This window comes from Shewanella carassii, from assembly GCF_002777975.1.
Classification (GTDB): domain Bacteria; phylum Pseudomonadota; class Gammaproteobacteria; order Enterobacterales; family Shewanellaceae; genus Shewanella; species Shewanella carassii.
The window spans coordinates 220,675-244,032 of sequence record NZ_NGVS01000004.1; the positions used below are offsets into that span (position 1 = coordinate 220,675).

Below are 23,358 nucleotides of genomic sequence, written 5' to 3' on the forward strand. Positions count from 1 at the left end.
CTGTGCTTAAAGGTGCGAAATTGTACCCGATTGCGGGGCCAATACCAATTAGATTCACACTTTGAGCCTTTGTGGCGATGACGGGGTTAGTGGCACTTGCTTTCTGAAGCCGTTTCCATGGCTTGGCCCAGATTGGCGAGAATGACGGGCTGAGCCTGACTTTCAATGCTGCGCGCTTGAGACTTACCCAGTAACCAAGCCAGCAAGGCAAAGGCGATCGCCAGAGAGATGGCGCCGCCATCAGTATTGAAACCGGCGAGCGAGGCAACAAATCGTCCCAGCAGCCCGCCTAGAAACAACCCGGCCAAAGGCAGCATATAAACCAACAATGCCGCCTTGAGCACTACGCTTTCAGGCAAGCCTAAGCGCAATAGAGTGCCTTCGGGATAAGTTTCAGTGCTGGGCAGGGAAAACTCCTGTAGCCGGCTGCCAAACGCCTTGGCAACAGCCGAGGTGCCGCAGGATTCGCTGCTGGAGCAGTGATTACAGGCACTCTTCAACTCCACCTGCACCTTGACCCAACCATCGCTGTCTGTGCCAACGACCTTAGCCACCTGCTCCATCATAATTCAGCCCTCACTCCAGCCTTAGACCCGAAGCGATACGGATAAGCGTTTGTGTCGGCACCTTACCAACGGCAACCACTTCCAAATTACCGACTCGGTCGGCGGCCATAGAAAGGCCATTACGGGTCATCAGTTCTTCCGGCATGGGCGCGTCACCTGCGCGGGCAACATAGACGGAGATATTGCTGAGGCCATCGGTCAGGGCTATGTATTCCACCGGCTCATGGCTGCCAATCAGGCGATGATGATCGCGAACCACCACCTGGAAACCGGCGGGTAACCATTCAAACTGCCAGTTCTGGCCATCTTCACGTTCTGACAGATTCATGACTGCCGGCCATTCCTGCTTATAGGCTTCCACCAACAGAGGCGCGGTCTCTTGCAGTTCTATCAGTTCGATGACCAACAACTGTTCCAACAGTTGTTTATCCTGATTCAGCATGTCATAGCGCAGCGGCAGGAAGGTTTCCATATCCAACCACACCTGGAAACCGTAACGAAATTCATCATTGGGCAAAATGCGGATCATCTGTCCGGGACGCCCAGCGATACGACTGCGCCCCCCCAGCACCAATTGGTACCCGGCTTCAAGATCGCCGCTGTCACCGAAGAAGGCCGCTGGCATTACCCCTTGAATACGCTTGGCCTTAATGCTGTAGGCGGGCTGGTCATGTTCAATAAAGGTCACTGTATTACCGACACGGACAGCATTCTTCGGCGGGCCATTGAGGTGTTCAAGGAAGGCTACCTCTTCGCCGTTGACTTTACCGTGCAGGTATACCAAAGGCCGAATATTATCGGCCTGAAGTTGGATGAGTGAAATCTTGTATTCTTTCTCGCGCAAGGCCTGACTCATTTTTTCAAGCCAGACCTTGGCGGACATATCATCCTGCGCTAAGGCAGGAAAAGCAAAGGCCAGAATGGCCAAGAGGAAAAGACGCAAGAGATTTCCTTAACGATTCATAGGAACAGGAACGACCTCGTTATTGTTATCCATAACCACACCGGCATTCAATCTCTGTTGCAACATATGATCCTGAATATAGCTGTTGATCCGGCGACGCTGCTCAATCAACTGCTCATTGGTATACCCCTGAGGTTGCTGAACCGGTCCGGTTTGCAGGCTAACGGGTGAGGCGCTGCCTACCAAAGGACGGGTAATAAGCACGGGGGATGCAGGATCCTGGCTTTCGGGAGTCTGGTTGTAATTCTGAACGCCGACTATGGCAACCATGGCAACGGTGGCCGCAATAGCATACTGGCCAAACTGCTTGAACATGGGGATCACTCTACCACCGCTGGCAACCTGACGTTGGGGCTCATCGGCCACAGATACCGGGGTTGAGGTGACAGGTGCGACAATTGTCGGTTCCTTGTCGATAGCGGCCGCAATACTAGCGGAAAGATCCAAGGGGATAGCTGAGGGCAACTCGCCACGCATAGCATCACCAATTAGGTGGTAGTTACGCCACTTGTCGTGAGAAGCAGTGTCACCAGCCAGTTCTGCCAGCGTCTGAGCGTCGGTTTCGCCGTCCACTGCCGCAGAAACCCACTCCTGACCTAATTTATCCATTACTCACCTGTCTCTATTAAAGGGTCATCTTTCCAGCAAAGGCTGGAGCTTCTTGTCGATGGCTTCCCGGGCGCGAAAGATGCGAGATCTCACAGTACCGACAGGGCAATCCATCACATTGGCAATATCCTCGTAGCTCATACCATCAAGCTCACGCAAGGAGATAGCCATCTTTAACTCTTCCGGCAGCGATTCGAGAGTGTCGAAGACAGTCTTCTTTATCTCGTCTGAAAGCATCAACCGCTCAGGGGAGGCGAACTCTTTCAGGGCATCGCTGCCATCGTAAAATTCGGCTTCATCGGCATCAACATCGTTCGCAGGTGTTCTGCGCCCCTGTGACACCAGATGATTCTTGGCCGTATTTACTGCTATTCGGTACAACCAGGTATAAAAGGCACTCTCACCGCGAAAATTAGGTAACGCCCGATAAGCCTTGATAAAAGCCTCTTGCGCTACGTCTGCTACATCGGCCTGATTCCGTACATAACGGGATATCAGATTGATGACCTTACTCTGATACTTCTGTACCAGCAGGTTAAAAGCGTTTTTATCGCCACGTTGTACGCGCTCAACCAGTTGTTGATCACTTGTTTGTCCACTCATCCGAGCCGACTTCTCCCAAATCTTATAATGCTGATTTCTCAGTCGCTCGAATCATATTCACTTATGTAGACTAGCGTGCTTCGAAAAAGTTCTGATGTTTTGCAAAAAATGTACTGTGAATATCCTGAGCTGAGTTGTATCCATCCCTTGCGAGTTGGTTTACCATAACCGAACCCCCAGTCACATCTCATGATACCCGATGAAACAAGTAGTTGAACACCAATCTGACGTCCTGGTCATAGGCAGTGGTGCAGCGGGCTTGACTCTCGCCCTTCACCTGGCTGAAAAAACCAAAGTCATTTTACTCTCCAAAGGTCCTCTCAACGAAGGCTCAACCTATTATGCCCAAGGGGGCATAGCCTCGGTTTTCGACGAGGAGGATACCATAGAATCCCACGTGGCCGACACCTTGGTCGCCGGCGCCGGACTCTGTGATGAAGCAGTGGTAACCTACACGGCCGAAAATGCTCGCGCCGCCATGCAATGGCTGATTGAATGCGGTGTTGCCTTCGATAAGGAAGAAAACCCCGATGGCAGCATCAATGACAGCGCCTACCATCTAACCCGCGAAGGTGGCCACAGCCACAGACGTATTCTGCACGCCGCCGACGCCACCGGCAAAGAGGTACAGACCACACTGCAGGAGATGGCCCAGGCCCACCCCAATATTCTGGTGCTTGAGCGTTATAACGCCATAGATTTGATCACCACCCGTAAACTGGGCCGTCCGGGCAACCGAGTATTGGGTGCCTATGTCTGGAACCGTAACCTTGAGCAGGTAGAAACCATCAAGGCCAAGTTTGTTGCTCTGGCGACCGGCGGCAGTTCCAAGGTTTACCAGTACACCTCCAACCCAGATATCGCCAGTGGCGATGGTATTGCCATGGCCTGGCGTGCCGGTTGCCGGGTAGCCAACATGGAATTCAATCAGTTCCACCCAACCTGTCTATATCATTCAGATGCTCGTAATTTCCTGCTGACCGAAGCTCTGCGCGGTGAAGGAGCCTATCTGCGCCGTCCCGATGGAAGTCGTTTTATGCCAGACTTCGATGAACGCGCCGAACTGGCGCCTAGGGACATAGTGGCCAGAGCCATAGACTATGAAATGAAGCGCCTCGGCGCCGATTGCGTCTACCTGGATATCAGCCACAAGGACCCGGAATTTGTCATCAAGCATTTCCCCACCATTTACCAACGCTGTCTAGACTTGGGGATAGATATTACCAAACAGCCAATCCCTGTGGTGCCTGCCGCTCACTATACCTGCGGCGGGGTAATGACAGATTTTCACGGTCAGACAGATCTCAATGGCCTCTATGCCATAGGTGAAGTGGCTTATACCGGACTACATGGCGCCAACCGCCTGGCGAGTAACTCCTTGCTGGAGTGCCTGGTATTTGCCCGCGCTGCTTCGACCGATATTCAAAGCCAACTGAATAAAGTCGTTATGCCCGGCAATATCCCGGCCTGGGATGAAAGCCAAGTATGTAACTCGGATGAAGAGGTGGTGATTGCCCACAACTGGCACGAGCTGAGACTCTTTATGTGGGACTATGTCGGCATTGTGCGCTCAGACAAGCGTTTGGAGCGGGCCCTGCGGCGCTGCGCCATGCTGCAACAGGAGATCCAGGAGTATTACAGCAACTTCCACGTCAGCAATAACCTGCTGGAATTGCGCAACCTGGTACAGGTGGCCGAGTTGATCATCCGCTGCGCCATGGCCCGCAAGGAAAGCCGCGGCCTGCACTGCAATATCGATCACCCACAGAAACTGGACAACCCGCAGCCTACCATTCTGCAACCTGAATAACTTGGTAGAAATGAGTTCAGTTAGCGGACTTTGAGCACAGCAACAATAGACGACACAGATGACGATAGTCTGTGTCGTCAAACATATCGGCAAACAGCCAGCAACGCCCGCAGTTTTCCTTCCCCTGATAGGTAAAAGTCACCACAAAGGGGCTGACCCAAGGTCTGCCACTGAGTTCGAAACTCGAACCGGGTTCGAACTGTCCCTCACCCAATTCATTGAGCCAGAAACAGAGTTGCCAGCGATGCAAACGCCACAGCGCCAGGCCAAAGCCTGTCAACATTAGCAATAGACACAGGTATTTGAACGATAGATAGAAGGGATAATCCAGCGCCGGCCAGACAAGAAAACTGCTCAAACAAACGGCAGCCAGCACCATCAGACTCAGATACTGGCTGAAGGAAGAACTGAGTTGAAACCTATGGCGCTGCCCGGCCACGAACGCGCACTACCATCTGTGCCAGTTGTGGATCCGGACATTGCTCATGCCCCATAAACCAGGCAAACAGTTCCGGGTCTTCACACTCAAGCAGACGAACAAACAGAGCCTTATTGTCAGGGCTCAGCGTTTCGTAATGCTGTTCCACAAAGGGTTGAAACAGTACATCAAGCTCCAGCATCCCACGGCGACATGCCCACTTCACCCTGGGGGTACTCATCAAGTCAGACACCTTTCTTGCTCCAATCAAGAGTTTTGCCGCAAGTTTACATTCTGGCGTCTGCGCTGTCGAATATCCGCCTTTATCATCTCCCCGCATCAAAACTGCTGCACTTGAAGGTCTCGACCGGCGAACAAGTCACCAAAATCGGTTTCCAACAAGCGCTGCACCGCCGGATGCTGGATCATCCGTTCGGCAAACATCACATGATATTCCTCTTTGATCTCCATGGTTTCACCGAGCAGACGTATGTTGTGCTCGAGAATATCCTGCTGATAAATAGAGGGGGCAACAAATATCCCCTTACGGAAATAGCCAAAGGCCTTCATCATAGCCGCATCGTCGAACTCACCGAGGATTTTAACATTGAGACGTTTCTCATCAAACCAGCGATAGAGTTGCTGGCCCAGGGAGGTACGCCGACTGGGGATCAGTAAGGGGCCCTCCTCCAGACATTCGGGGAAACCACTTTTGAACTCCTGCGCCGAGAAGAAGGCGATACCGCACTCTCCCAGCTTCTTGGAGAGAATTTCAGGATACTTGAGGGACTCTCCGGCACAATCCGACAGTATCATATCCAACTTATGTTCCCTGAGCCGGGTCATTAGGCTCTCGTGAGTCGATTCATAACACGCTAGGTGCATAGAGCTATTGGACGGGATTACCGACATCAACACTCGACTGGCCAGCGCCTTGGAGAGGGCATCGGCAATACCTACCTCGAACAGGATGGACTCATCCTTGCGATAATTGAGCACATCGAGCATCTCGTAAGAGAGGCTGAACATTTTGTCGGCGTAGCGAAATACCAGCTCGCCCAATTCTGTGGGTGCCAGGTTGCGCCCTACCCGCTTGAACAGACTCCCCTTGAGCCTTTCCTCCAGCGTCCTTATCTGGCCGGTAATGGTCTGGGGAGTTAAACAGAGTGTCTCGGCAGCCTTGGTCACTGAGCCTTGCTTATGCACCATCCAAAAGTAATACAGGTGGTTATAGTTCAAATGAGACATAGGCTGCCCCGACTCCTTACTTCAAACGTTGACAGTCCAGCAAATTATTTACGGCCAACTGTAGTGTCTCTATATCCTTGACCTCGCCGCTTTCAAAGGCTTCGCTGATCCCCATAACCAGTTGATCCCTGTCCGGGATCCTCTCCAGGCAATACTTGCGATTGGCTTCCTGAAAACGCTTTCCTCCCCGATACTTAAGCGCGCGAGCTTCATAGCCGTTACTGTCCAAGCGAGCGCCTACCGCCTGAGGTTTATACATGAGGGCACCATCAACAACGCCCTCAAGATAACTCTGACACAGGGCCGCTTCCTTGTCTGCAACACAGGCTTCTATCTGTGACGCCTGAGCCAAAGGGGCTAAGCCCGCCAGAATGAGTCCGGCCATTATGCTTGTTTTCATTCCTTTTCTCCTTTTTCAGGTAACACTTTTGACAGCCAGAAATAGCCCACGACTGCCGCCAACATAGATCCAATCAGGATCCCCAACCTGGCCAAATCGCTATAGACAACGCCACCATGCTCAAACGCCAGTGAGGCAATAAACATCGACATGGTAAACCCTATACCGCACATCACGGCTACAGGCATGATATGGCGCCAGGCAATCCCCTCGGGCAACTCTGCCAGACGCAACTTAACCGCGATAAAGCTGAACAACACCACACCAATCGGCTTACCAAGCAACAGACCCAAAGCGATACCCAGAGGAACAGGCGATACCAGGCTCTCCAGCGACATGCCCCCCAAAGCCACCCCGGCATTGGCAAAAGCGAATACCGGCAGGATCAAGAAGGTGCTCCAAGGGTGCAGCGCATGCTCCAGGTGCTCGGAAGGTGAACCACCCTTCTTGTCGCGCAGCGGAATACAGAAGGCGATGATCACCCCGGCCAAAGTAGCATGAACCCCGGACTTAAGTACGGCGACCCAGAGAATGGCCCCAAGCACGCCATAAGCCCCCAGTGCAGTCACGCCACGGCGATTCAAGGTAACCAAACCTATGACGGCAGCGGCGGCAATCAAGAGGCTTATCATGGACAGATCACTGCTATAGAACAGCGCAATAATAACGATGACGCCAAGGTCATCTATGATTGCCAGCGCCAGCAAAAACACCTTGAGCGCCACTGGAACCCGGTTGCCCAAAAGTGCCATGATCCCCAGCGCAAAAGCGATATCGGTCGCGGCCGGAATCGCCCAGCCGCCCTGAGTCACAGGATCATTGGCATTAAACAGCAGATAGATAGCGGCCGGAACAACCATGCCACCTATAGCGGCAAAGGTGGGCAGAGATGCCTTGGAAACGCTGGACAGTGCCCCCTCCAGCAGCTCACGTTTGACCTCCAGACCAATCAACAGAAAGAACAGCGCCATCAGACCATCATTGATCCACAGCAATAAGGGCTTATTGATATCTAGGGCCCCGAGACGCAACTGCATCGGGGTATCCAAAAAACCTTGATAGAGACCGGCTAACGGTGAATTGGCCAGGACCATAGCCAAAGCTACAGCAATCAATAACAGAATACCGCCGGCAGACTCCTGGCTCAGGAAATTCCGAAGTGCCTTTTCCATACTAAACTCCCAAAAACATAATTGGTTTGAGTGTAGTAGATGGATTAAAGTAAGTATAATCGAAAGTTTCTGAGGAATACCTCGAAATATACGAAGTATTCCTCGAAAAAACTGGTTTAGATAGCGACAGGCGCCTTGATATGCGGGTGAGGATCGTAACCGGACAACTCGAAATCTTCGAATCGGTAGTCGAAAATTGATTCGGGTTTACGGATTATTTTCATTTGCGGCAAAGGCTTGGGTTCACGACTGAGTTGTAGCGCCGTTTGCTCCATATGATTGGAGTAAAGATGGGTATCACCACCGGTCCAGACAAAATCGCCCAATTCGAGGTCGCACTGCTGCGCCACCATCATGGTCAACAAGGCATAGCTGGCAATATTGAAAGGTAACCCCAAGAACACATCACAGCTGCGTTGATACAGCTGACAGGACAACTTGCCATCGGCTACATAAAACTGGAAGAAGGCATGACAAGGTGCCAACGCCATCTTGTCGAGCTCGGAGACGTTCCAAGCCGAGACAATCAAACGTCTGGAGTCTGGTTGCGACTTGATCTGCTCTATCACCTGAGTGATCTGATCGATATGACCGCCATCGGGCGTTGGCCAACTGCGCCACTGAGCGCCGTAAACCGGCCCCAGATTACCGGCCTCATCGGCCCACTCATCCCAAATTGTCACTTTATTTTCATGCAGGTAGGCAACATTGGTGTCCCCTTTCAGGAACCAGAGTAACTCATGGATGATGGAGCGCAAATGACACTTCTTGGTGGTCACCAAGGGGAACCCCTTACTGAGGTCAAAACGCATCTGGTAACCAAATACAGAGCGGGTTCCCGTACCGGTACGGTCACTTTTTTCGGTACCGGCATCTAAAATATGTTGCATTAAATCAAGATATTGCTGCATTACTGCTTGTCCTTCACCACGCCGGCCTGCGGCGCATTACGCATTAACAGATAGAGTCCAAAGAGGATCATGGGCACTGACAGTATCTGCCCCATGGTCAAAAAGCCCCAATAGAGCCCGAGTTGAGCATCCGGCTGTCTGACCGTTTCCACTATGCAGCGGAAGATACCATAGCCGAGCAAAAACATCCCGGACACGGCGCCGGTCTTGGGACTACGCCTGCTAAACCATTGCAGCAAAATAAACAGCGTGACGCCTTCGAGGGCAAATTGATACAGTTGTGAAGGGTGACGAGGCTCGGGACCACCGGAAGGAAACACCATGGCCCAAGGCACATCAGTTACCCGGCCCCAGAGTTCACCATTGATAAAGTTACCCAGACGCCCAGCGCCCAGGCCAATGGGCACCACCGGAGCCACCATATCGGCCACCGCAAAGAAACTGCGCTTCTGTTTCCAGGCGATGTAGAGCATGGCCAGAATGACCCCCATCAAACCACCGTGGAAGGACATGCCGCCTTCACTGATCCTAAACAGGTATAAGGGATCGGCAATAAAGTAATCCAGATGGTAGAAGAGCACATAACCTATGCGCCCCCCCAGGATCACCCCGAGAAAAGCATAAAACAGCAGATCAGAGACCTGCTCACGGCTCCATAATCCCTTGGATCTGTCGGCCATACGGTTGAGCAGTATCATGGCAGCCACAAAGCCCAGCAGGTACATGAAACCATACCAACGCAAAGCCGGTTCAAAAGTCTGGCCAAACAGCTCAAAGGGGCCAAAGGAGACGATCACGGGATCGATATTGGGAAATTCTAAAGCCATAACAGAAAGACGATTCCTAAATTAACGATGGCGCAGATCAGGCCAGAATAAGTTTAAGACCCACAACAACCAATAAAAGTGCAAATATTTTCTTCAGCACAGGTGTCGGCCAGGTACTGGCCGCTTTGACACCGACCGGCGCCATCAGCATGGAGGAAGCAATAATACCCACCAGCGCCGGCAGATAAACATACCCCAAAGTGCCGCTTGGCATATCCGGGGCATTCCAGCCTGCGATAACATACCCTAAACTGCCCCAAAGGGCGATGATAAGACCTGTAGCCGATGAAAAACCCACCGCCTGACGCATCTGCAGCCCACACCAGGTGAGGAAAGGTACCAAGAGCACCCCACCACCTATGCCCATCAAGGCGGCAATAATGGCAATAATCGCCGAGACGATCAGTAAAACGGGAAATGGCGGCAAGCCCTCTTTCGCCGCCGGACGAAAAGGAAATGCCATCTGGGCGGCCATCAAAATCACAAACACCGCAAAGGCGCGGCGCAGATCATCGGCAGGGATCAATTCGGCGATAAACCCCGAACATAAAGCTCCCAATGCCAGACCGGGTAACATGGATTTAAACAGCGGCCAAGGAATATTACCGCGGCTATGGTGGGCGCGGGCCGATGAAAAAGAGGTCAAAATGATGGCCGCCAGTGAAGTGGCAATAGCAACATGGGGTAACTGCGCCGCGGGAACCCCCACCTTGGGTAAAATATACAACAGCGCCGGCACCACAATAAGACCACCGCCTATCCCCAACAAGCCAGCCATAAAGCCGACAAAGGCTCCCAAGGCCAAACAAATACCGAATACCCAGAGAAATGTGTCCACAGAGGTTCCTTAATTCTTGTTGTTATTCCATACACCCGCCACATCAGACTCAATTGAGAATGGCAGCCAGCTCTCTTTGTCCCAAATAATCACGCACCAGTTGCCGCACTTCGTTGCCGCTTCTGAGTGTCAGTGCCTCAGCTAATAACTGTTCCAACTCATCACTGCGGACCCGCCGCAGCAGATAATTGATCCGGGCCAAGCTGCCCTGATTCATACTCAGGCGGTTATACCCCATGGCGACCAGCAACAAAGCGCCGCCGGGCTCCCCGGCCAACTCACCACAGACGCTGGCATCGAGGCCATATTGACGGCATGTCTCCCGCGCCTGTTTCAGTGAACGCAATATCCCCGGGTGATAACTGTCAAACAGGGCACTGACTCTGGGATTGTTGCGATCCACCGCCAACAGATACTGGGTCAGGTCGTTACTGCCGACCGATACAAAATCGACCCGTTTGGCCACTTCATCGAGCTGATACAACAATGCAGGAACTTCCAGCATAATGCCGACCTTGGGCCATTTCAGTTCGGGGTTCACATCCGACTTAAGCTCGGAATAAGCCTGTTCGATATATTCCAGTGCTTGTTCTATCTCATCGAGATAACTGACCATGGGCAGCAAAATATGCAACTGCTCGCCGCTGCCGCTAGCCTGGAGCATGGCGCGGATTTGTACCAGAAACAGCTCGGGATGGTCCAGCGACAAGCGAATGCCACGCCAACCCAAAAATGGGTTTTCTTCCTTGATGGGGAAATAAGACAGAGGCTTGTCTCCGCCCACATCCAGAGTGCGCATCACCACGGGGCGCCCCGATGCCGCCTCCAACACCTGACGATATACCTTGACCTGCTCTGACTCGCTGGGAAAACGCTGCTGTAACATGAAGGGAATTTCGGTGCGATACAACCCAATACCATCGGCACCTTCGGCAATTTCCGAGGCCAAACCACTGAGCAATCCCGCGTTCATGTATAGATGAATACGTTTGCCATCGACCGTCTCAGCTGGCAAGTTCAGCTCCCTGGCGTATTGCCGCTGCAACGCTCTCTCGGCAGACAATAAACTGCGGTACTCACCGACCACGGCCGGAGACGGCGACACCATCAGCTGACCGCGGGTGGCATTGAGCACCAAAAGCTTCTTGTCGATGTCGGCAGCCAAGACCTGGTCGACCCCTGTGATGGCTGGCACGCCCAAGGCCCGGGCCAGAATGGCAGCATGGGAGTTGACCCCGCCAAGCTCTGTCACTATCCCGGCCAACTTTTGCCGCGGAAATTCGGCCAACAAGGTGGTGTCCGCTTCACGGGTCACCAGAATAACCGGCTTATCGGCATTGAGCTCCAACCGTTCCGGCTCAATCAATTGGCGCAGCACCTTCTGCCCCAAGTCACGGATATCGCTGGCCCGCTCCTTGAGATAGGGGTCTTCCATCGCCATAAACTGGGTGATGTAACGCAAAGATACGCGACTGACCGCCGACTCGGCGCACCAACCCGCGAGCACCTCATCGCGATATTCGCCCCCAAGGCTGGCCTCTTCCAGCAAGAGTTGTAGCGCCGAGAAGATAGACACCACCTCTTCATCCTGCTCACGGTCAAAACGCTGTGCCAGGGTACTCAGGGTGTTACGGCAACGCTCGATTGCTGTCCTGAGGCGCTCAAGCTCATTGGGGATATCTGTTGCGGTTTGATCCGGCTGCTCCAGGGATATCTGCCCGCCCAGCACCAAAGCATGGGCAATGGCGATACCATTGGAGGCCGGCGTGCCCTGAAACAGGATTTGTAGCTGATCTTCCTTGACGCTGGCCTTTTGCTTGAGGCCACGAATGGCCATGGCCAACTGCGCCGCCAGCGTCATTAGAAAGGCTTCTTCCCCTTCGCTGAACTGACGGGCACTGGGCTGCTGCACCACTATGACGCCAAGCAGCTGTTTCTGATAAATAATGGGCGCGGCGAGAAAGGCGCGATATTCCTCTTCGGCCACTTCGGGAAAGAGTTTGAATCTGGGATGGGCTCTGGCATCGGCTAGATTGATGGCTTCTTCACGCTCAGCAACCAAGCCCACCAGACCTTCGGTCAACGGCATACGAACTCGGCCAACGGCACTGGGTTCCAAGCCATCTGTGGCCGAGAGGACCAACTCATTTTTATCCAGAATATAGATAGAACAACACTGAGTGCTCATGGCGGCCTTTATCTGGCCGACCAATAGCTCAAGGGCAGCCTCGAGATCCCTTGCGGCCGCAACTGCCTGAGTAATATCCCTGAGCGTGTTTAACACCTATTCCCCCTTTCGATATCAAACCTCAGCCTGCAGCTCTTTGTCGTCCCCGTCGGCGTGAAGGTTCCCGGGTTTGTAATGCCAGAGCCGTTGCAGCGAACTCTTTCATGACTTTACGGTAAACATCACGTTTAAAAGATACCACCTGACGCACAGGGTACCAATAACTGACCCAGCGCCAATCATCGAACTCAGGATGGCCGGACGAGTTCAAGTTGACGGCACTGTCCTGGCTCTTGAGCTGAAGCAAAAACCATTTCTGTTTCTGGCCGATACAAACAGGCTTGCTGTCTTGGCGCACCAAACGCTTTGGCAACTTGTATCGCAGCCAGGAGCGGGTAGAAGTCAGGATCTGTACATGCTCAGGCCTGAGCCCAACTTCTTCATACAGCTCGCGATACATGGCATCTTCGGCTGATTCACCATCATCCAATCCCCCTTGGGGAAATTGCCAGGAATGTTGGCCAAATCGCCTGGCCCACATCACCTGGCCAAATCTGTTGCAGATAATGATGCCCACATTTGCGCGAAAACCGTCGCTGTCAATCACATGGACTCCGAAAAAGCGATAAATTTCAATGATTCGATTGTTTCACAATCCCACGTCGGCAGCAATTCTCTATTTGCGGCTTTTTACCGGGATAAATAGTAACGAATTTGTACTTTATCAACAGTGGCAAGTCCAACCTTAGCCGGATATCCACAAAAACTGTGGATATCTCTGTTTGAAACTCGGCTGAACTTCTGGAAACGCTGTTTTTTGTATCATTTAACGCTTTTCCCTCAATGAAGGAAAATAGATAAAATACGATTAATCACAATGACTTAAAAAACAAAAAAATATTCTTAAAAACAGAAAAGTCATTGATAGCGCACTTTTTGATCACCCCATATTGGAAAACAACTTGCGGTTAGTATCACAAAAATTTATTCACACCCTATGGACAAAAACTCGGCCTAAAAGCCAGAAACAGCACATAATTGGGTTGACACTGGTAGCAACTTACTTTATTGACAGTAAAAAATATTCAGTTATCCCAAAATGCTGTGGATAAGTTTGTTGGCAACACAGGGGAAATCGGCGAGTAACTCAGAAAAACCATCAACCCCAGATTAAAACCAAGCACTTTATTCAATAAAAACAAAATGATAGAAAAGCACACATAGAATATACCTTCCCCCCTTATGTGGAAGAGCGTTTTTTGTACAGCCTTGTTATCCAAGATGGCTTAGGTAAAATCAGCGCCATGAAAACCAATATCTTGCCGCCAAGTTCTTTGGCACAACTACTGCAGCGCGCCGATGACATCGCCGGGCTGACTCTGGGACAACTCGCCGAATCCTTAGGGGTAGCCGTGCCCAGAGACTTTCGCCGCGACAAAGGTTGGACCGGACAGTTACTGGAACTGGCGTTGGGGGCGACCGCGGGCTCCAAACCCGAACAGGACTTTCTGCACCTTGGGGTAGAGCTGAAGAGCATTCCTATAGATGAACGTGGCATACCGCTGGAAACCACCTATGTTTGTGTCGCGCCGCTGACTAATATCTCAGGCCTGCGTTGGGAACAGAGTCTGGTGTATCACAAGCTGCAACGGGTGTTGTGGATCCCGGTTCAGGGAGACAGAGCGCTATCTCCAGGAGTCAGACGTATCGGCTCACCGCTGTTGTGGCAACCCAGTGCCGAAGAAAACAGACTATTGCGTCAGGATTGGGAAGAGATCATGGAACTTATCAGTATGGGTAAAGTCAGTAAGATCACCGCCAGGCACGGTGAGGTGCTGCAGCTCAGGCCCAAGGCGGCCAATAGTAAGGTGCTAACCGAGAGTATTGCCGAAGATGGCAGCATCCAGATGACAAATCCAAGGGGCTTTTATCTCAAGACTCAGTTCACCAAAGGGCTACTGGAACGCTTTTTTGGCTGATATCGCCTCTAATCCGCACTTGCCTTGATTAAGATCACAATTACCACTGGAAATCAGAGGGGTATATTCTATAAACTAGCGCATCCTTAGCAGGCACCTTTAATTTAGGATAGATTTCACCCCGTGAGAGCGCGTCGCCAAGCCCAAAAGCTTCTGTTTGCCATATTGGCATGGACAGTGGCTATGGCTGCTTTTGTATTTTTTCGCTATGCCCAAACCACTGAGCTGCCTCAGTGGGCTGTCGGCTCGGCGGATCTCGCGACCCTGGCGACATATATGGGAGTGATTTTCGGCAGTCTGCACTGGATGTCAAATCTGATAGCCGATTTCAGCGCCATTAACCGTTTGCCTTATCTCTTCTCGGTCATATTTAAAGGCTTGTTCCTATTACTGGGGGCAACAACCCTGGCATATATGACCCAATACCTCAATATGTGGGCCATAGAGAACCATATGGCAACCTTGAGGCAGATGCTGACGGTGCATATCCTCTATAGCCCCTCATTCCAAGCGCTAATCATCTATCTGGTGGTCGTACGAGTCGGACTGGCCTTTATCGAACAGATGGCCCTGCTGGTGGGACCCAGGATCCTGCTGAATATAGGTCTGGGTAAGTATCATAAGCCCAGATACGAGCAGCGACTGTTCCTCTATCTCGATATGGTGGCCTCCACCACTCATGCCGAATCTCTGGGGGATTACCGCTTCAGTCGACTGATCCAGGACAGCTTCAGCTTGCTTTCCGACACGGTCACCAACAATGATGCCGAGATCTATCGTTATATGGGCGATGCCGTGCTCATCCACTGGCCCTTGGAAGACGGCATCATCAATGACAGATGTATGAACATCTACTTTGAATTCAGCCAACAGCTGAATTGGCAGCGACGCTATTTTGAAGAACATTACGGCTTTGTCCCCAAATTCAAGGCGGCGGCTCATTGCGGCCAAGTGGTTGCAGCCGTGGTTGGTGTACAAAAGCAAGAGATCAGTTTCTTCAGCGACGTGCTCAATACCCTGGCGAGACTGCAGGATCAGTGTAATCCCTTAGGACAAAGGATGCTGCTCTCCGGCGCACTGGTAGCAAGGCTGGAAAATGATGACAGCGAGTACCAGCTCACCAATTTGGGGCCGGTAAAACTCAAGGGGAAACAACACTCTATTGAAGTTTTTGGGGTTAAACCCAAACAAGGTCATCATTCATAAAAAAACGGCTCTTAAAGAGCCGTTTTTTATTATGGATTTAATTCAAGCCTAGGCCTGTTGCAGCAATTGCTGGATCTCAAGCCCCAAAGTTCTGAAGGTCAGGATCCGACTGGTCGTCTGCCGCCACACCAGACCAATATCTCGAAATGGCGCCTCCCCAGGAGGACTCATCACCGTCAGATCTGTATCTTTCAATATCCCGGCATCTATCGCCATCTGCGGCAGAAAAGTCGTACCCAGTTTACTATTCACCATCTGTACCAAGGTATGCAGACTGGTAGCGGCGAAAGGATTAACCTTAGCGCTGTCACTCAACTGGCAAGCACTGATGGCATGACCGGTAATACAATGTTCACTCTGCAACAGAAAAATACTCTCATCCGGCAGCGCCTGATAATCCACCGGCTCATGAATGTCGGCAGATAAATCCTTGTGGACCACCATCTTGAAAGGATCTATCCCCACCTTCATGCTGTGATAGCCGGAAGTATCCGCTGGCAGAGCCAACAGCAGCAAATCCAGCTCTCCCTTCCCCAAGGCCGTCAACAAACGCTCTGTGGTGTCCTCTTTCAGCAACAGACTCAGATCCGGATAAGACTTCTGGCACTGTTTAACCACCCGGCTCAACAAAAACGGCGCTATGGTAGGGATACAACCGAGCCGAATCTCTCCAGTCATGGGGGCTCCTTGGTTTTTCACCAACTCCACCAAGTCATCAACATCGGTCAGTATTTTCAGCGAACGCTGCACCACTTCTTCACCGATGGCGGTAAACATAAAGGACTTGTGATCCCGCTCGATCAGCTGATAGCCCAACTGCTCTTCCAGGTTCTGGATCCCACTGGATAAAGTCGATTGGCTCACATGGCACACCTTGGCCGCCCGATTGAAATTCTGCTCCTGATGCAGATTCACCAGATAATAGAGGTTTTTCAAACTGGGTAAGTGTTTCATTTTATCGATTACCAATTGAGTAATGCATTAGAAAGTTCTATCTAATCTAACACAAAAACACCGCTTGGCAGCAGTATCAACTCAGGAGTGTGACCGAGGCGATAAATCATCCTGGTAAGAGATACTTAATAGGGGGCAAACAACATAAGGGATGAAACGGTTTCGATATACAGGCAGAGAAGGGATTGCGAGGATTTTGTCATGGGTACCAAAGCTTTCCTTCGGCACCCAAGGCAGGAGTTTATGCTTTGGCTTCGAGGAAAGACTTAAGCTGCTGCAGATCATCCCCGGCATGCTTAACAATAGCGGCCAACCACTCTTTATGTCCGGCTTCCCAGGCTGCCTCTTCACCATGTTGCAGTTGTTGTGCAACCTGCTGGATCCGCTTTAACCCCACAGAGCCGGCAGCCCCTTTGAACTTGTGAGCCTCGGCACACAGAATATCTTTATCGCCCGCCGCCTCAGCCTTCTGCAGATTAGCGACATACTCGGGCAGCAACTGTTCAAATAATATGACACTCTTGAGTAAAGTGCCTGCACCTATGGCGCTACAATACTGCTCCAGGGTGTTGAGATCTAAGATGGTATCCAGTTCAGTTGTGGCCATGAAGGCATTCCTCAAATGTATCAGATTTACCACATCATACCCGCTAAAATGGCAGGCGCAACTTATAGACAGCAAACTAATCCAAAACTTTCCGCATTTAACATTAGCGACACAAAAACCAAGTAAACCTAATACAACTATAGATAGGCTATTGATTTAAATTGGTTAACCCAGAACCCTGTCCACCTTTGGCCGCCAGCTCATCCACCAGGGCGACCAAACCTATCCAGCGCTGAGCGCACCAATCCGGCGCCAGCAACACTGGACGGCTGGCATAGGCGGTCACCCGATGAAACACTATCTCTTTCGGCGTATGACGGATCAACTGCGCCGCGCTGGTAACATACTCCTCCAGTGTCGGCGGTTGCAACCTACCCGCTTCCCAGGCCTTGGCCATGGTACTGCCCGCCACTATATGCAGAGGGTGCAGTTTAAGACCATCCACCCCAGAGTCCAAAACCGCGTCCAGGGTTTGTTGATGCTCAACTAACCCTTCTCCGGGAAGTCCAAGGATCAGATGAGTACACACCTTGAGTCCGCGACTGCGGGCGCGGAAGACAGCATCCTGATAGACGGCAAAGTCATGACCACGGTTAATCCGCTTGAGCGTGGCATCGTGAGCACTCTGTAACCCCAACTCCAGCCAAACTTCACTGCCGCTTTGTTGATATTGCGCCAGCAGATCAAGCACCCTGTCCGGTACGCAATCCGGGCGGGTACCGACACACAAGCCCACCACCTGCTCGCTCTGCAGCGCCTCATCGTATTTACGCTTCAGTTCGGCATACTCTTCATAGGTACTGGTATAAGCTTGAAAGTACGCCAAAAACCGCGAAGCCTTGGCCCGCATCTTCTGTTTGCCGGCCTCGAGCTGAGCCGCAATCGACAAGTCGGTTCCATGTTCATGACTGAAAGAGGCGACATTACAGAAAGTGCAACCACCGCGCCCCAGAGTTCCATCGCGATTGGGACAGGTAAAACGGGCATCTAGGGTCAGCTTTTGTAACCGTTGACCAAAGTGTTGGCGGCAGTATTGACCAAAGGTAGTGACAAAGTCGTCCAGTCCCATTTGCTTCTCTCAAAAAAGTCGCCAGTCTAACGACTCCCATTCAGGGCCGCTCTGCTCCAGGTCAATTTATGCCATGAATAGTGCTCGCCTTTTACGGTGCTCTGCGACCAAATTTGTAAAACACAAACGGATCTAGCTCACACTTTTATGAATATTTAGTCACTCCAAACAAATTTTTAACGACCACGGCTATCTGACAAAAAATCAGTTTTTCTATTCCGAGGATAATTGGAAGTCAATTGTTAAAGTAAAGTGACAAAACAACGACCGCAAAATGGACTTTCTTTTTATTCATAGTGTTATAGAGTCAATCTCCCAGTTTACGTTAACGTAATGCAATTAGAGATTCTGTATAAAACACCCCAAATATCATCAAAAATATGCAATATTTAGGTTTGACCTTTAGCAAGTCTCAGGATAATTTGGATGGTTCGGGTGCATATCTATAGAGTTTGGTATTCTCTCCCGAGTAGTAATGTTGATGTTAAGGGAGGTTTTGTATGAGCTTGTATCATCCCAGTTTCGAGCGGGATAACTGTGGTTTTGGATTAATAGCCCAGATGGATGGCGAAGCCAGCCATCGTATTGTTCGCACGGCAATCCATGGCCTAGACCGCATGAAACATCGTGGTGGTATTGCAGCTGACGGACGCACTGGCGACGGTTGCGGTTTGCTGATGCAAATGCCCACAGGATTTTTTGAAGCCATTGCGGCAGAACAGGGCTGGCATCTCAGCCGTAAGTTCGCCGTTGGCATGCTGTTTTTAAACCAGGATGACACTCTGGCAGCCGAAGCCAGAATACTGCTCGAACGGGAGCTGGAAAAAGAAACCCTAAGTATCGCCGGCTGGCGCCCGGTTCCAGTCAATCCGGAAGTGCTCGGTGAAATAGGCAAATCCAGCTTGCCGCAAATTTGGCAAGTGCTTATTAATGCTCCCATAGGCTGGCGTGAAAAAGATCTGGAGCGGCGCCTCTATATGGCTCGCCGCCGCCTCGAGCAGCAATTGACCCAGGATAAAGACTTCTATGTCGCCAGCCTTTCCGGCCAGGTCATTGTCTACAAAGGCTTGATGATGCCCGCCGATCTGCCGGCATTCTATCCGGATCTGGCCGATATCAGGCTGCAAAGCGCCATCTGCCTGTTCCACCAGCGCTTCTCGACCAACACCTCCCCCAAGTGGCCACTGGCACAGCCGTTCCGCTTTCTGGCTCACAATGGCGAGATCAATACCATCACGGGTAACCGCCAATGGGCGCGGGCGCGGGCCTACAAGTTCAACTCACCGCTGCTGCCAGACTTGCAGCAGGCCGCCCCTTTTGTCAATGAAACCGGCTCAGATTCGTCGTCACTGGACAATATGTTGGAGATGCTGCTGGCCGGCGGCATGGATCTTTACCGAGCCATGCGTTTGCTGATCCCGCCTGCATGGCAAAGTAATCCCGAGATGGATGAGGAACTCAAGGCCTTCTATGACTTTAACTCCATGCATATGGAGCCTTGGGATGGCCCGGCCGGGATAGTCATGACCAATGGTCGCCACGCCGCCTGCGCGGTTGATCGCAACGGGCTGCGGCCATCACGCTATGTGATCACCAAAGACAGAATTCTCACTCTGGCCTCGGAAGTGGGTATCTGGGACTATGGCCCGGATGAAGTGATTGAAAAAGGCCGGGTCGGCCCGGGTGAACTTCTGGTGCTCGACACCCTCAGCGGTCGTCTTTATCAGTCATTCGAAATCGATAACGATCTTAAACGTCGTCACCCCTATAAGGAGTGGATGGCGAAAAACAGCCAGACTCTAGTGCCGGCTGAGAAGTTATCGCCGCAGGATCAGGGCGTCAGTGAATTCAACCAGGGCACTTTGCTACAGTACCAGAAGCTGTTCGGCTACAGCCGTGAAGAGCTGGAGCAAGTGATCTGGGTACTGGCCAGCAAAGGCGAAGAAGCCACCGGCTCCATGGGCGATGACACTCCGATGGCAGTGCTGTCGAAGAAACAGCGCTCGCTGTATGACTATTTCCGGCAAAAGTTTGCCCAGGTCACCAACCCGCCAATCGATCCGCTGCGGGAGAAACATGTGATGTCGCTGGCCACCTGTATCGGCCGCGAGCAGAACCTGTTTAACGAAACCACGGGACACGCCTATCGGGTGATGTTCAATTCGCCTATCTTGTTGTTCAGTGACTTCAACCAGTTGCTGAGTCTGGACAGCACCTATTACCGTGCCAACAAGGTTGACCTTAACTATCCGGCCTCCGAAGGCCTGAGTCAGGCAATCAAACGGATCACAGATGAGGCCGAGCGCCTGGCACGCACCGGCACCACCCTGATAGTGCTCTCGGATCGCGCCGTCAGCAAAGACACCCTGGTCATTCCGGCCGCCATGGCGGTAGGTTCAGTGCAGCAGATGCTGGTGAACAAGAGCCTGCGCTGTGACACCAACATCATAGTGGAAACAGCCTCGGCCCGGGATCCGCACCATTTCGCGGTACTGCTGGGCTTTGGCGCTACGGCCATTTACCCCTATCTGGTGTACGAGTCCATTGCCGAACTCGCCAAGCGCCATCAGGCCGAGGATATCGTCAATCTGATGCTCAACTTCCGCTACGGCATTGAGAAGGGGCTGCGCAAGATCATGTCCAAGATGGGGATCAGCACAGTCGCCTCCTATCGCTGCAGCCAGCAATTTGAGGCCATAGGCCTGGCCGACGAGGTGATTAAACAATGCTTCAACGGCGTGGTCAGCCGTATTCAGGGTGTGGGTTTCGATGGCATAGAAGCCGATCAGCAACTGCTGAGTCAGGCCGCCTTCCGCCCCCATGTGCCGCTGCCGCAGGGTGGTTTGCTCAAGTACGTTGAGGGCGGCGAATACCACTGCTTCAACCCGGATGTGGTCAACACCCTGCAACGGGCTCTCAAAGAGGTGGATTACCCGCTCTACAAACGGTTTGCCGAGCTGGTAGATCAAAGGCCGGTCGCCACCTTGAGGGATCTGCTGAGCATCAAACAGCAGCGCGAGAGCATAGCGCTTAAGGATGTGGAAGGGGCCAAGGCACTCTTCCCCAGATTCGACAGCGCCGCCATGAGTATCGGCGCCCTGAGCCCGGAAGCCCACGAAGCACTGGCCATCGCCATGAATCGTCTCGGTGGCCGCTCCAACTCGGGCGAAGGCGGCGAAGATGCCAGCCGATTCAACAGCGAGCGCAATTCGGCCATCAAGCAGATAGCCTCTGGCCGCTTTGGGGTAACCGCCCATTATCTGATTAACGCCGAAGTATTGCAGATAAAGGTTGCCCAGGGCGCCAAGCCCGGTGAAGGCGGTCAGCTGCCCGGTCATAAGGTCAGTGTTGAAATCGCCGGCCTCAGGCATGCTCGCCCAGGCGTGACGCTAATTTCACCGCCGCCGCACCACGATATCTACTCCATCGAGGATTTGGCGCAGCTGATCTTCGATCTCAAGCAGATAAACCCCAAGGCGCTTATCTCGGTCAAGCTGGTCTCTGAGCCGGGCGTTGGCACCATAGCCACCGGGGTTGCCAAGGCCTATGCCGATATGATTACTGTTTCCGGCTACGATGGCGGCACAGGCGCCAGCCCGCTGACCTCGGTCAAGTATGCCGGTAGTCCTTGGGAGCTGGGGCTTGCCGAAGTTCACCAGTCTCTGGTGGCCAATGGTCTGCGACACAAAATACGCCTGCAGGTGGATGGTGGTCTCAAGACTGGCACAGATGTTATCAAGGCGGCCTTACTGGGTGCCGAGAGCTTCGGCTTTGGCACTGTGCCCATGATAGCGCTCGGCTGCAAATACCTGCGTATCTGCCACCTCAACAACTGTGCCACCGGGGTCGCCACTCAAGACAAGACCTTGAGAGACAAGCACTATCATGGCTTGCCCGAGCGAGTGATGACTTACTTTGAGTTTGTCGCCGAAGAGGTGCGCGAGTGGATGGCCAAGCTGGGGGTCAGCGAGTTTGAACAATTGGTTGGGCGCAGCGATTGGCTGCAGGCCATCGAAGGCCAGACCACCAAACAGCAAGGACTGGATCTAACCCCTATCCTGTTTAAGCCAACGGCCTTACCCAATACTGGCCTAACCTGGAAAGAAACCAATCCGCCGGCGGATCCTGGCCGTCTCAATCAGGAACTGCTGGACAAGTGCGCAGAGCCTGCTACCCGTGGTGAAAGTTTTGATGCTTGTTTCCCTATCAATAATACCGACCGCTCGGTAGGCGCTGCACTCTCCGGCCATATCGCGGCCACTTGGGGTGTCAAAGGTTGTCCAGAGCCAATAAGACTCAGCTTCAACGGTAGCGCCGGTCAGAGTTTCGGGGTCTGGAACAGTCCTGGACTCGAGCTGTCACTGTGCGGCGACGCCAACGACTACGTCGGTAAAGGTATGTCCGGCGGCAAAATAGCCATCTATCCACCGCTCGGCAGCGCCTTCCAATCCGAGCGCAGCGCCATTGTCGGTAATACCTGCCTCTATGGTGCCACCGGCGGCAAACTCTTTGCGGCTGGACGGGCCGGTGAACGCTTCGCGGTCAGGAACTCAGGGGCATTGGCGGTAGTTGAAGGGGTCGGTGACAACGGCTGTGAATATATGACAGGCGGCATAGTAGTGGTGCTTGGGACCACTGGCGTCAACTTCGGCGCTGGTATGACCGGCGGTTTCGCCTATGTGTTTGACCAATTCGGCCGCTTTAGCCGTAGGGTCAATACCGAACTGGTCGATACCCTCAAGCTGGAGTCGCCGATTCATCAACAGCACCTCAAAGGGCTGATAGAGCAACATGTGGCCGAGACCGGCAGTGAACACGCCAGCGCCATTCTCAGTGAGTTTGACAACTGGCTCGACTGTTTTGTCCTGGTCAAGCCCAAGAATATTCAGGTTTCGGATCTGCTCAAACTGGAACAACCGAGCCCGGAACTGGCCGTAAAAGCGGGGTAAG

The 23,358-nt window shown here is 52.4% G+C and carries 21 protein-coding genes; 4 read left to right on the forward strand and 17 right to left on the reverse strand.

Annotated features, from left to right (window positions below; translation table 11 throughout):
• Positions 1 to 86 precede the first annotated feature (86 nt).
• The 4 genes from CBE72_RS01810 to rpoE are packed head-to-tail and all read right to left on the reverse strand — an operon-like array spanning position 87 to position 2,742.
• The gene (locus CBE72_RS01810; protein ID WP_100142032.1) at positions 87 to 566 is read right to left on the reverse strand and encodes a SoxR reducing system RseC family protein; all 480 of its coding nucleotides are present in this window, start codon (positions 564 to 566) and stop codon (positions 87 to 89) included.
• Between the two features lie 10 nt (positions 567 to 576).
• On the reverse strand, positions 577 to 1,509 hold the full coding sequence (locus CBE72_RS01815) for a MucB/RseB C-terminal domain-containing protein (protein WP_100142033.1): 933 nt from the start codon (positions 1,507 to 1,509) through the stop codon (positions 577 to 579).
• A gap of 9 nt (positions 1,510 to 1,518) precedes the next feature.
• Positions 1,519 to 2,139 (reverse strand): sigma-E factor negative regulatory protein, encoded by a 621-nt coding sequence (locus tag CBE72_RS01820; protein ID WP_100142034.1) that lies wholly within the window; start codon positions 2,137 to 2,139, stop codon positions 1,519 to 1,521.
• 24 nt (positions 2,140 to 2,163) lie between these two features.
• Positions 2,164 to 2,742 carry an RNA polymerase sigma factor RpoE gene (gene rpoE / locus CBE72_RS01825; RefSeq protein ID WP_025010551.1) on the reverse strand — a complete coding sequence of 193 codons (579 nt, stop codon included), beginning with the start codon at positions 2,740 to 2,742 and terminating at the stop codon, positions 2,164 to 2,166.
• A 199-nt stretch (positions 2,743 to 2,941) separates the two neighbouring features.
• Here rpoE and nadB point away from each other — a divergent pair, with 199 nt between their 5' ends.
• Positions 2,942 to 4,552 carry an L-aspartate oxidase gene (gene nadB, locus CBE72_RS01830; RefSeq protein WP_100142035.1) on the forward strand — a complete coding sequence of 537 codons (1,611 nt, stop codon included), beginning with the start codon at positions 2,942 to 2,944 and terminating at the stop codon, positions 4,550 to 4,552.
• Between the two features lie 16 nt (positions 4,553 to 4,568).
• Here nadB and CBE72_RS01835 read toward each other — a convergent pair whose 3' ends face one another.
• From CBE72_RS01835 to rppH, 10 genes are all read right to left on the reverse strand, one after another.
• Positions 4,569 to 4,991 (reverse strand): protein YgfX, encoded by a 423-nt coding sequence (locus CBE72_RS01835; protein WP_100142036.1) that lies wholly within the window; start codon positions 4,989 to 4,991, stop codon positions 4,569 to 4,571.
• Positions 4,972 to 5,211: an FAD assembly factor SdhE gene (locus CBE72_RS01840; RefSeq protein ID WP_100142112.1), complete on the reverse strand. Its 240-nt coding sequence runs from the start codon at positions 5,209 to 5,211 to the stop codon at positions 4,972 to 4,974. Before CBE72_RS01840 ends, CBE72_RS01835 begins: the two co-directional genes overlap by 20 nt.
• 98 nt (positions 5,212 to 5,309) lie before the next feature.
• Positions 5,310 to 6,218: a transcriptional activator NhaR gene (gene nhaR / locus CBE72_RS01845; RefSeq protein ID WP_100142037.1), complete on the reverse strand. Its 909-nt coding sequence runs from the start codon at positions 6,216 to 6,218 to the stop codon at positions 5,310 to 5,312.
• Positions 6,219 to 6,234: 16 nt separating this feature from the next.
• Positions 6,235 to 6,618, reverse strand: coding sequence for a hypothetical protein (locus CBE72_RS01850; protein ID WP_167387629.1), 384 nt, complete (start codon positions 6,616 to 6,618; stop codon positions 6,235 to 6,237).
• On the reverse strand, positions 6,615 to 7,790 hold the full coding sequence (gene nhaA / locus CBE72_RS01855) for a Na+/H+ antiporter NhaA (protein WP_100142038.1): 1,176 nt from the start codon (positions 7,788 to 7,790) through the stop codon (positions 6,615 to 6,617). The genes CBE72_RS01850 and nhaA overlap by 4 nt, the downstream gene beginning before the upstream one ends.
• Positions 7,791 to 7,906: 116 nt before the next feature.
• The gene (gene thyA / locus CBE72_RS01860; protein WP_100142039.1) at positions 7,907 to 8,701 is read right to left on the reverse strand and encodes a thymidylate synthase; all 795 of its coding nucleotides are present in this window, start codon (positions 8,699 to 8,701) and stop codon (positions 7,907 to 7,909) included.
• Positions 8,701 to 9,528, reverse strand: coding sequence for a prolipoprotein diacylglyceryl transferase (gene lgt, locus CBE72_RS01865; protein ID WP_100142040.1), 828 nt, complete (start codon positions 9,526 to 9,528; stop codon positions 8,701 to 8,703). Before lgt ends, thyA begins: the two co-directional genes overlap by 1 nt.
• Before the next feature lie 37 nt (positions 9,529 to 9,565).
• On the reverse strand, positions 9,566 to 10,366 hold the full coding sequence (locus tag CBE72_RS01870; RefSeq protein WP_100142041.1) for a sulfite exporter TauE/SafE family protein: 801 nt from the start codon (positions 10,364 to 10,366) through the stop codon (positions 9,566 to 9,568).
• Between the two features lie 49 nt (positions 10,367 to 10,415).
• Entirely contained in the window at positions 10,416 to 12,650 is a 2,235-nt protein-coding gene (gene ptsP, locus CBE72_RS01875; protein ID WP_100142042.1) for a phosphoenolpyruvate--protein phosphotransferase, read from the reverse strand.
• Between the two features lie 25 nt (positions 12,651 to 12,675).
• Positions 12,676 to 13,200: an RNA pyrophosphohydrolase gene (gene rppH, locus CBE72_RS01880; RefSeq protein ID WP_100142043.1), complete on the reverse strand. Its 525-nt coding sequence runs from the start codon at positions 13,198 to 13,200 to the stop codon at positions 12,676 to 12,678.
• A 697-nt stretch (positions 13,201 to 13,897) separates the two neighbouring features.
• On the opposite strand from rppH, the gene mutH reads away from it, so the two are divergent.
• Positions 13,898 to 14,572, forward strand: coding sequence for a DNA mismatch repair endonuclease MutH (gene mutH / locus CBE72_RS01885; protein ID WP_100142114.1), 675 nt, complete (start codon positions 13,898 to 13,900; stop codon positions 14,570 to 14,572).
• Between the two features lie 123 nt (positions 14,573 to 14,695).
• Positions 14,696 to 15,778, forward strand: coding sequence for an adenylate/guanylate cyclase domain-containing protein (locus tag CBE72_RS01890; RefSeq protein WP_100142044.1), 1,083 nt, complete (start codon positions 14,696 to 14,698; stop codon positions 15,776 to 15,778).
• Positions 15,779 to 15,826: 48 nt separating this feature from the next.
• Here the strand turns inward: CBE72_RS01890 and oxyR are convergent, their stop codons facing one another.
• The 3 genes from oxyR to mnmL all read right to left on the reverse strand — a co-directional run bounded on the left by oxyR (position 15,827) and on the right by mnmL (position 18,408).
• Positions 15,827 to 16,732: a hydrogen peroxide-inducible genes transcriptional activator OxyR gene (gene oxyR, locus CBE72_RS01895; RefSeq protein ID WP_100142045.1), complete on the reverse strand. Its 906-nt coding sequence runs from the start codon at positions 16,730 to 16,732 to the stop codon at positions 15,827 to 15,829.
• Positions 16,733 to 16,973: 241 nt separating this feature from the next.
• Complete coding sequence (locus CBE72_RS01900) at positions 16,974 to 17,339, reverse strand: Hpt domain-containing protein (protein ID WP_100142046.1); 366 nt, start codon at positions 17,337 to 17,339, stop codon at positions 16,974 to 16,976.
• Between the two features lie 148 nt (positions 17,340 to 17,487).
• Positions 17,488 to 18,408: a tRNA modification radical SAM protein MnmL/YtqA gene (gene mnmL / locus CBE72_RS01905; RefSeq protein WP_100142047.1), complete on the reverse strand. Its 921-nt coding sequence runs from the start codon at positions 18,406 to 18,408 to the stop codon at positions 17,488 to 17,490.
• Between the two features lie 500 nt (positions 18,409 to 18,908).
• Between mnmL and gltB the strand changes: the two genes are divergently transcribed.
• The gene (gltB, locus tag CBE72_RS01910) at positions 18,909 to 23,357 is read left to right on the forward strand and encodes a glutamate synthase large subunit (RefSeq protein WP_100142048.1); all 4,449 of its coding nucleotides are present in this window, start codon (positions 18,909 to 18,911) and stop codon (positions 23,355 to 23,357) included.
• Position 23,358 lies beyond the last annotated feature (1 nt).

Bases quoted from the DNA above. Each gene is read 5' to 3' on its own strand.
- CBE72_RS01840 (WP_100142112.1), bottom strand. From the start codon at position 5,211: ATGAGTACCCCCAGGGTGAAGTGGGCATGTCGCCGTGGGATGCTGGAG.
- lgt (WP_100142040.1), bottom strand. From the start codon at position 9,528: ATGGCTTTAGAATTTCCCAATATCGATCCCGTGATCGTCTCCTTTGGC.
- CBE72_RS01900 (WP_100142046.1), bottom strand. From the start codon at position 17,339: ATGGCCACAACTGAACTGGATACCATCTTAGATCTCAACACCCTGGAG.
- nhaR (WP_100142037.1), bottom strand. From the start codon at position 6,218: ATGTCTCATTTGAACTATAACCACCTGTATTACTTTTGGATGGTGCAT.
- thyA (WP_100142039.1), bottom strand. From the start codon at position 8,701: ATGCAGCAATATCTTGATTTAATGCAACATATTTTAGATGCCGGTACC.
- nadB (WP_100142035.1), top strand. From the start codon at position 2,942: ATGAAACAAGTAGTTGAACACCAATCTGACGTCCTGGTCATAGGCAGT.
- mutH (WP_100142114.1), top strand. From the start codon at position 13,898: ATGAAAACCAATATCTTGCCGCCAAGTTCTTTGGCACAACTACTGCAG.
- mnmL (WP_100142047.1), bottom strand. From the start codon at position 18,408: ATGGGACTGGACGACTTTGTCACTACCTTTGGTCAATACTGCCGCCAA.
- gltB (WP_100142048.1), top strand. From the start codon at position 18,909: ATGAGCTTGTATCATCCCAGTTTCGAGCGGGATAACTGTGGTTTTGGA.
- nhaA (WP_100142038.1), bottom strand. From the start codon at position 7,790: ATGGAAAAGGCACTTCGGAATTTCCTGAGCCAGGAGTCTGCCGGCGGT.
- oxyR (WP_100142045.1), bottom strand. From the start codon at position 16,732: ATGAAACACTTACCCAGTTTGAAAAACCTCTATTATCTGGTGAATCTG.
- CBE72_RS01810 (WP_100142032.1), bottom strand. From the start codon at position 566: ATGATGGAGCAGGTGGCTAAGGTCGTTGGCACAGACAGCGATGGTTGG.
- CBE72_RS01850 (WP_167387629.1), bottom strand. From the start codon at position 6,618: ATGAAAACAAGCATAATGGCCGGACTCATTCTGGCGGGCTTAGCCCCT.
- CBE72_RS01820 (WP_100142034.1), bottom strand. From the start codon at position 2,139: ATGGATAAATTAGGTCAGGAGTGGGTTTCTGCGGCAGTGGACGGCGAA.
- rpoE (WP_025010551.1), bottom strand. From the start codon at position 2,742: ATGAGTGGACAAACAAGTGATCAACAACTGGTTGAGCGCGTACAACGT.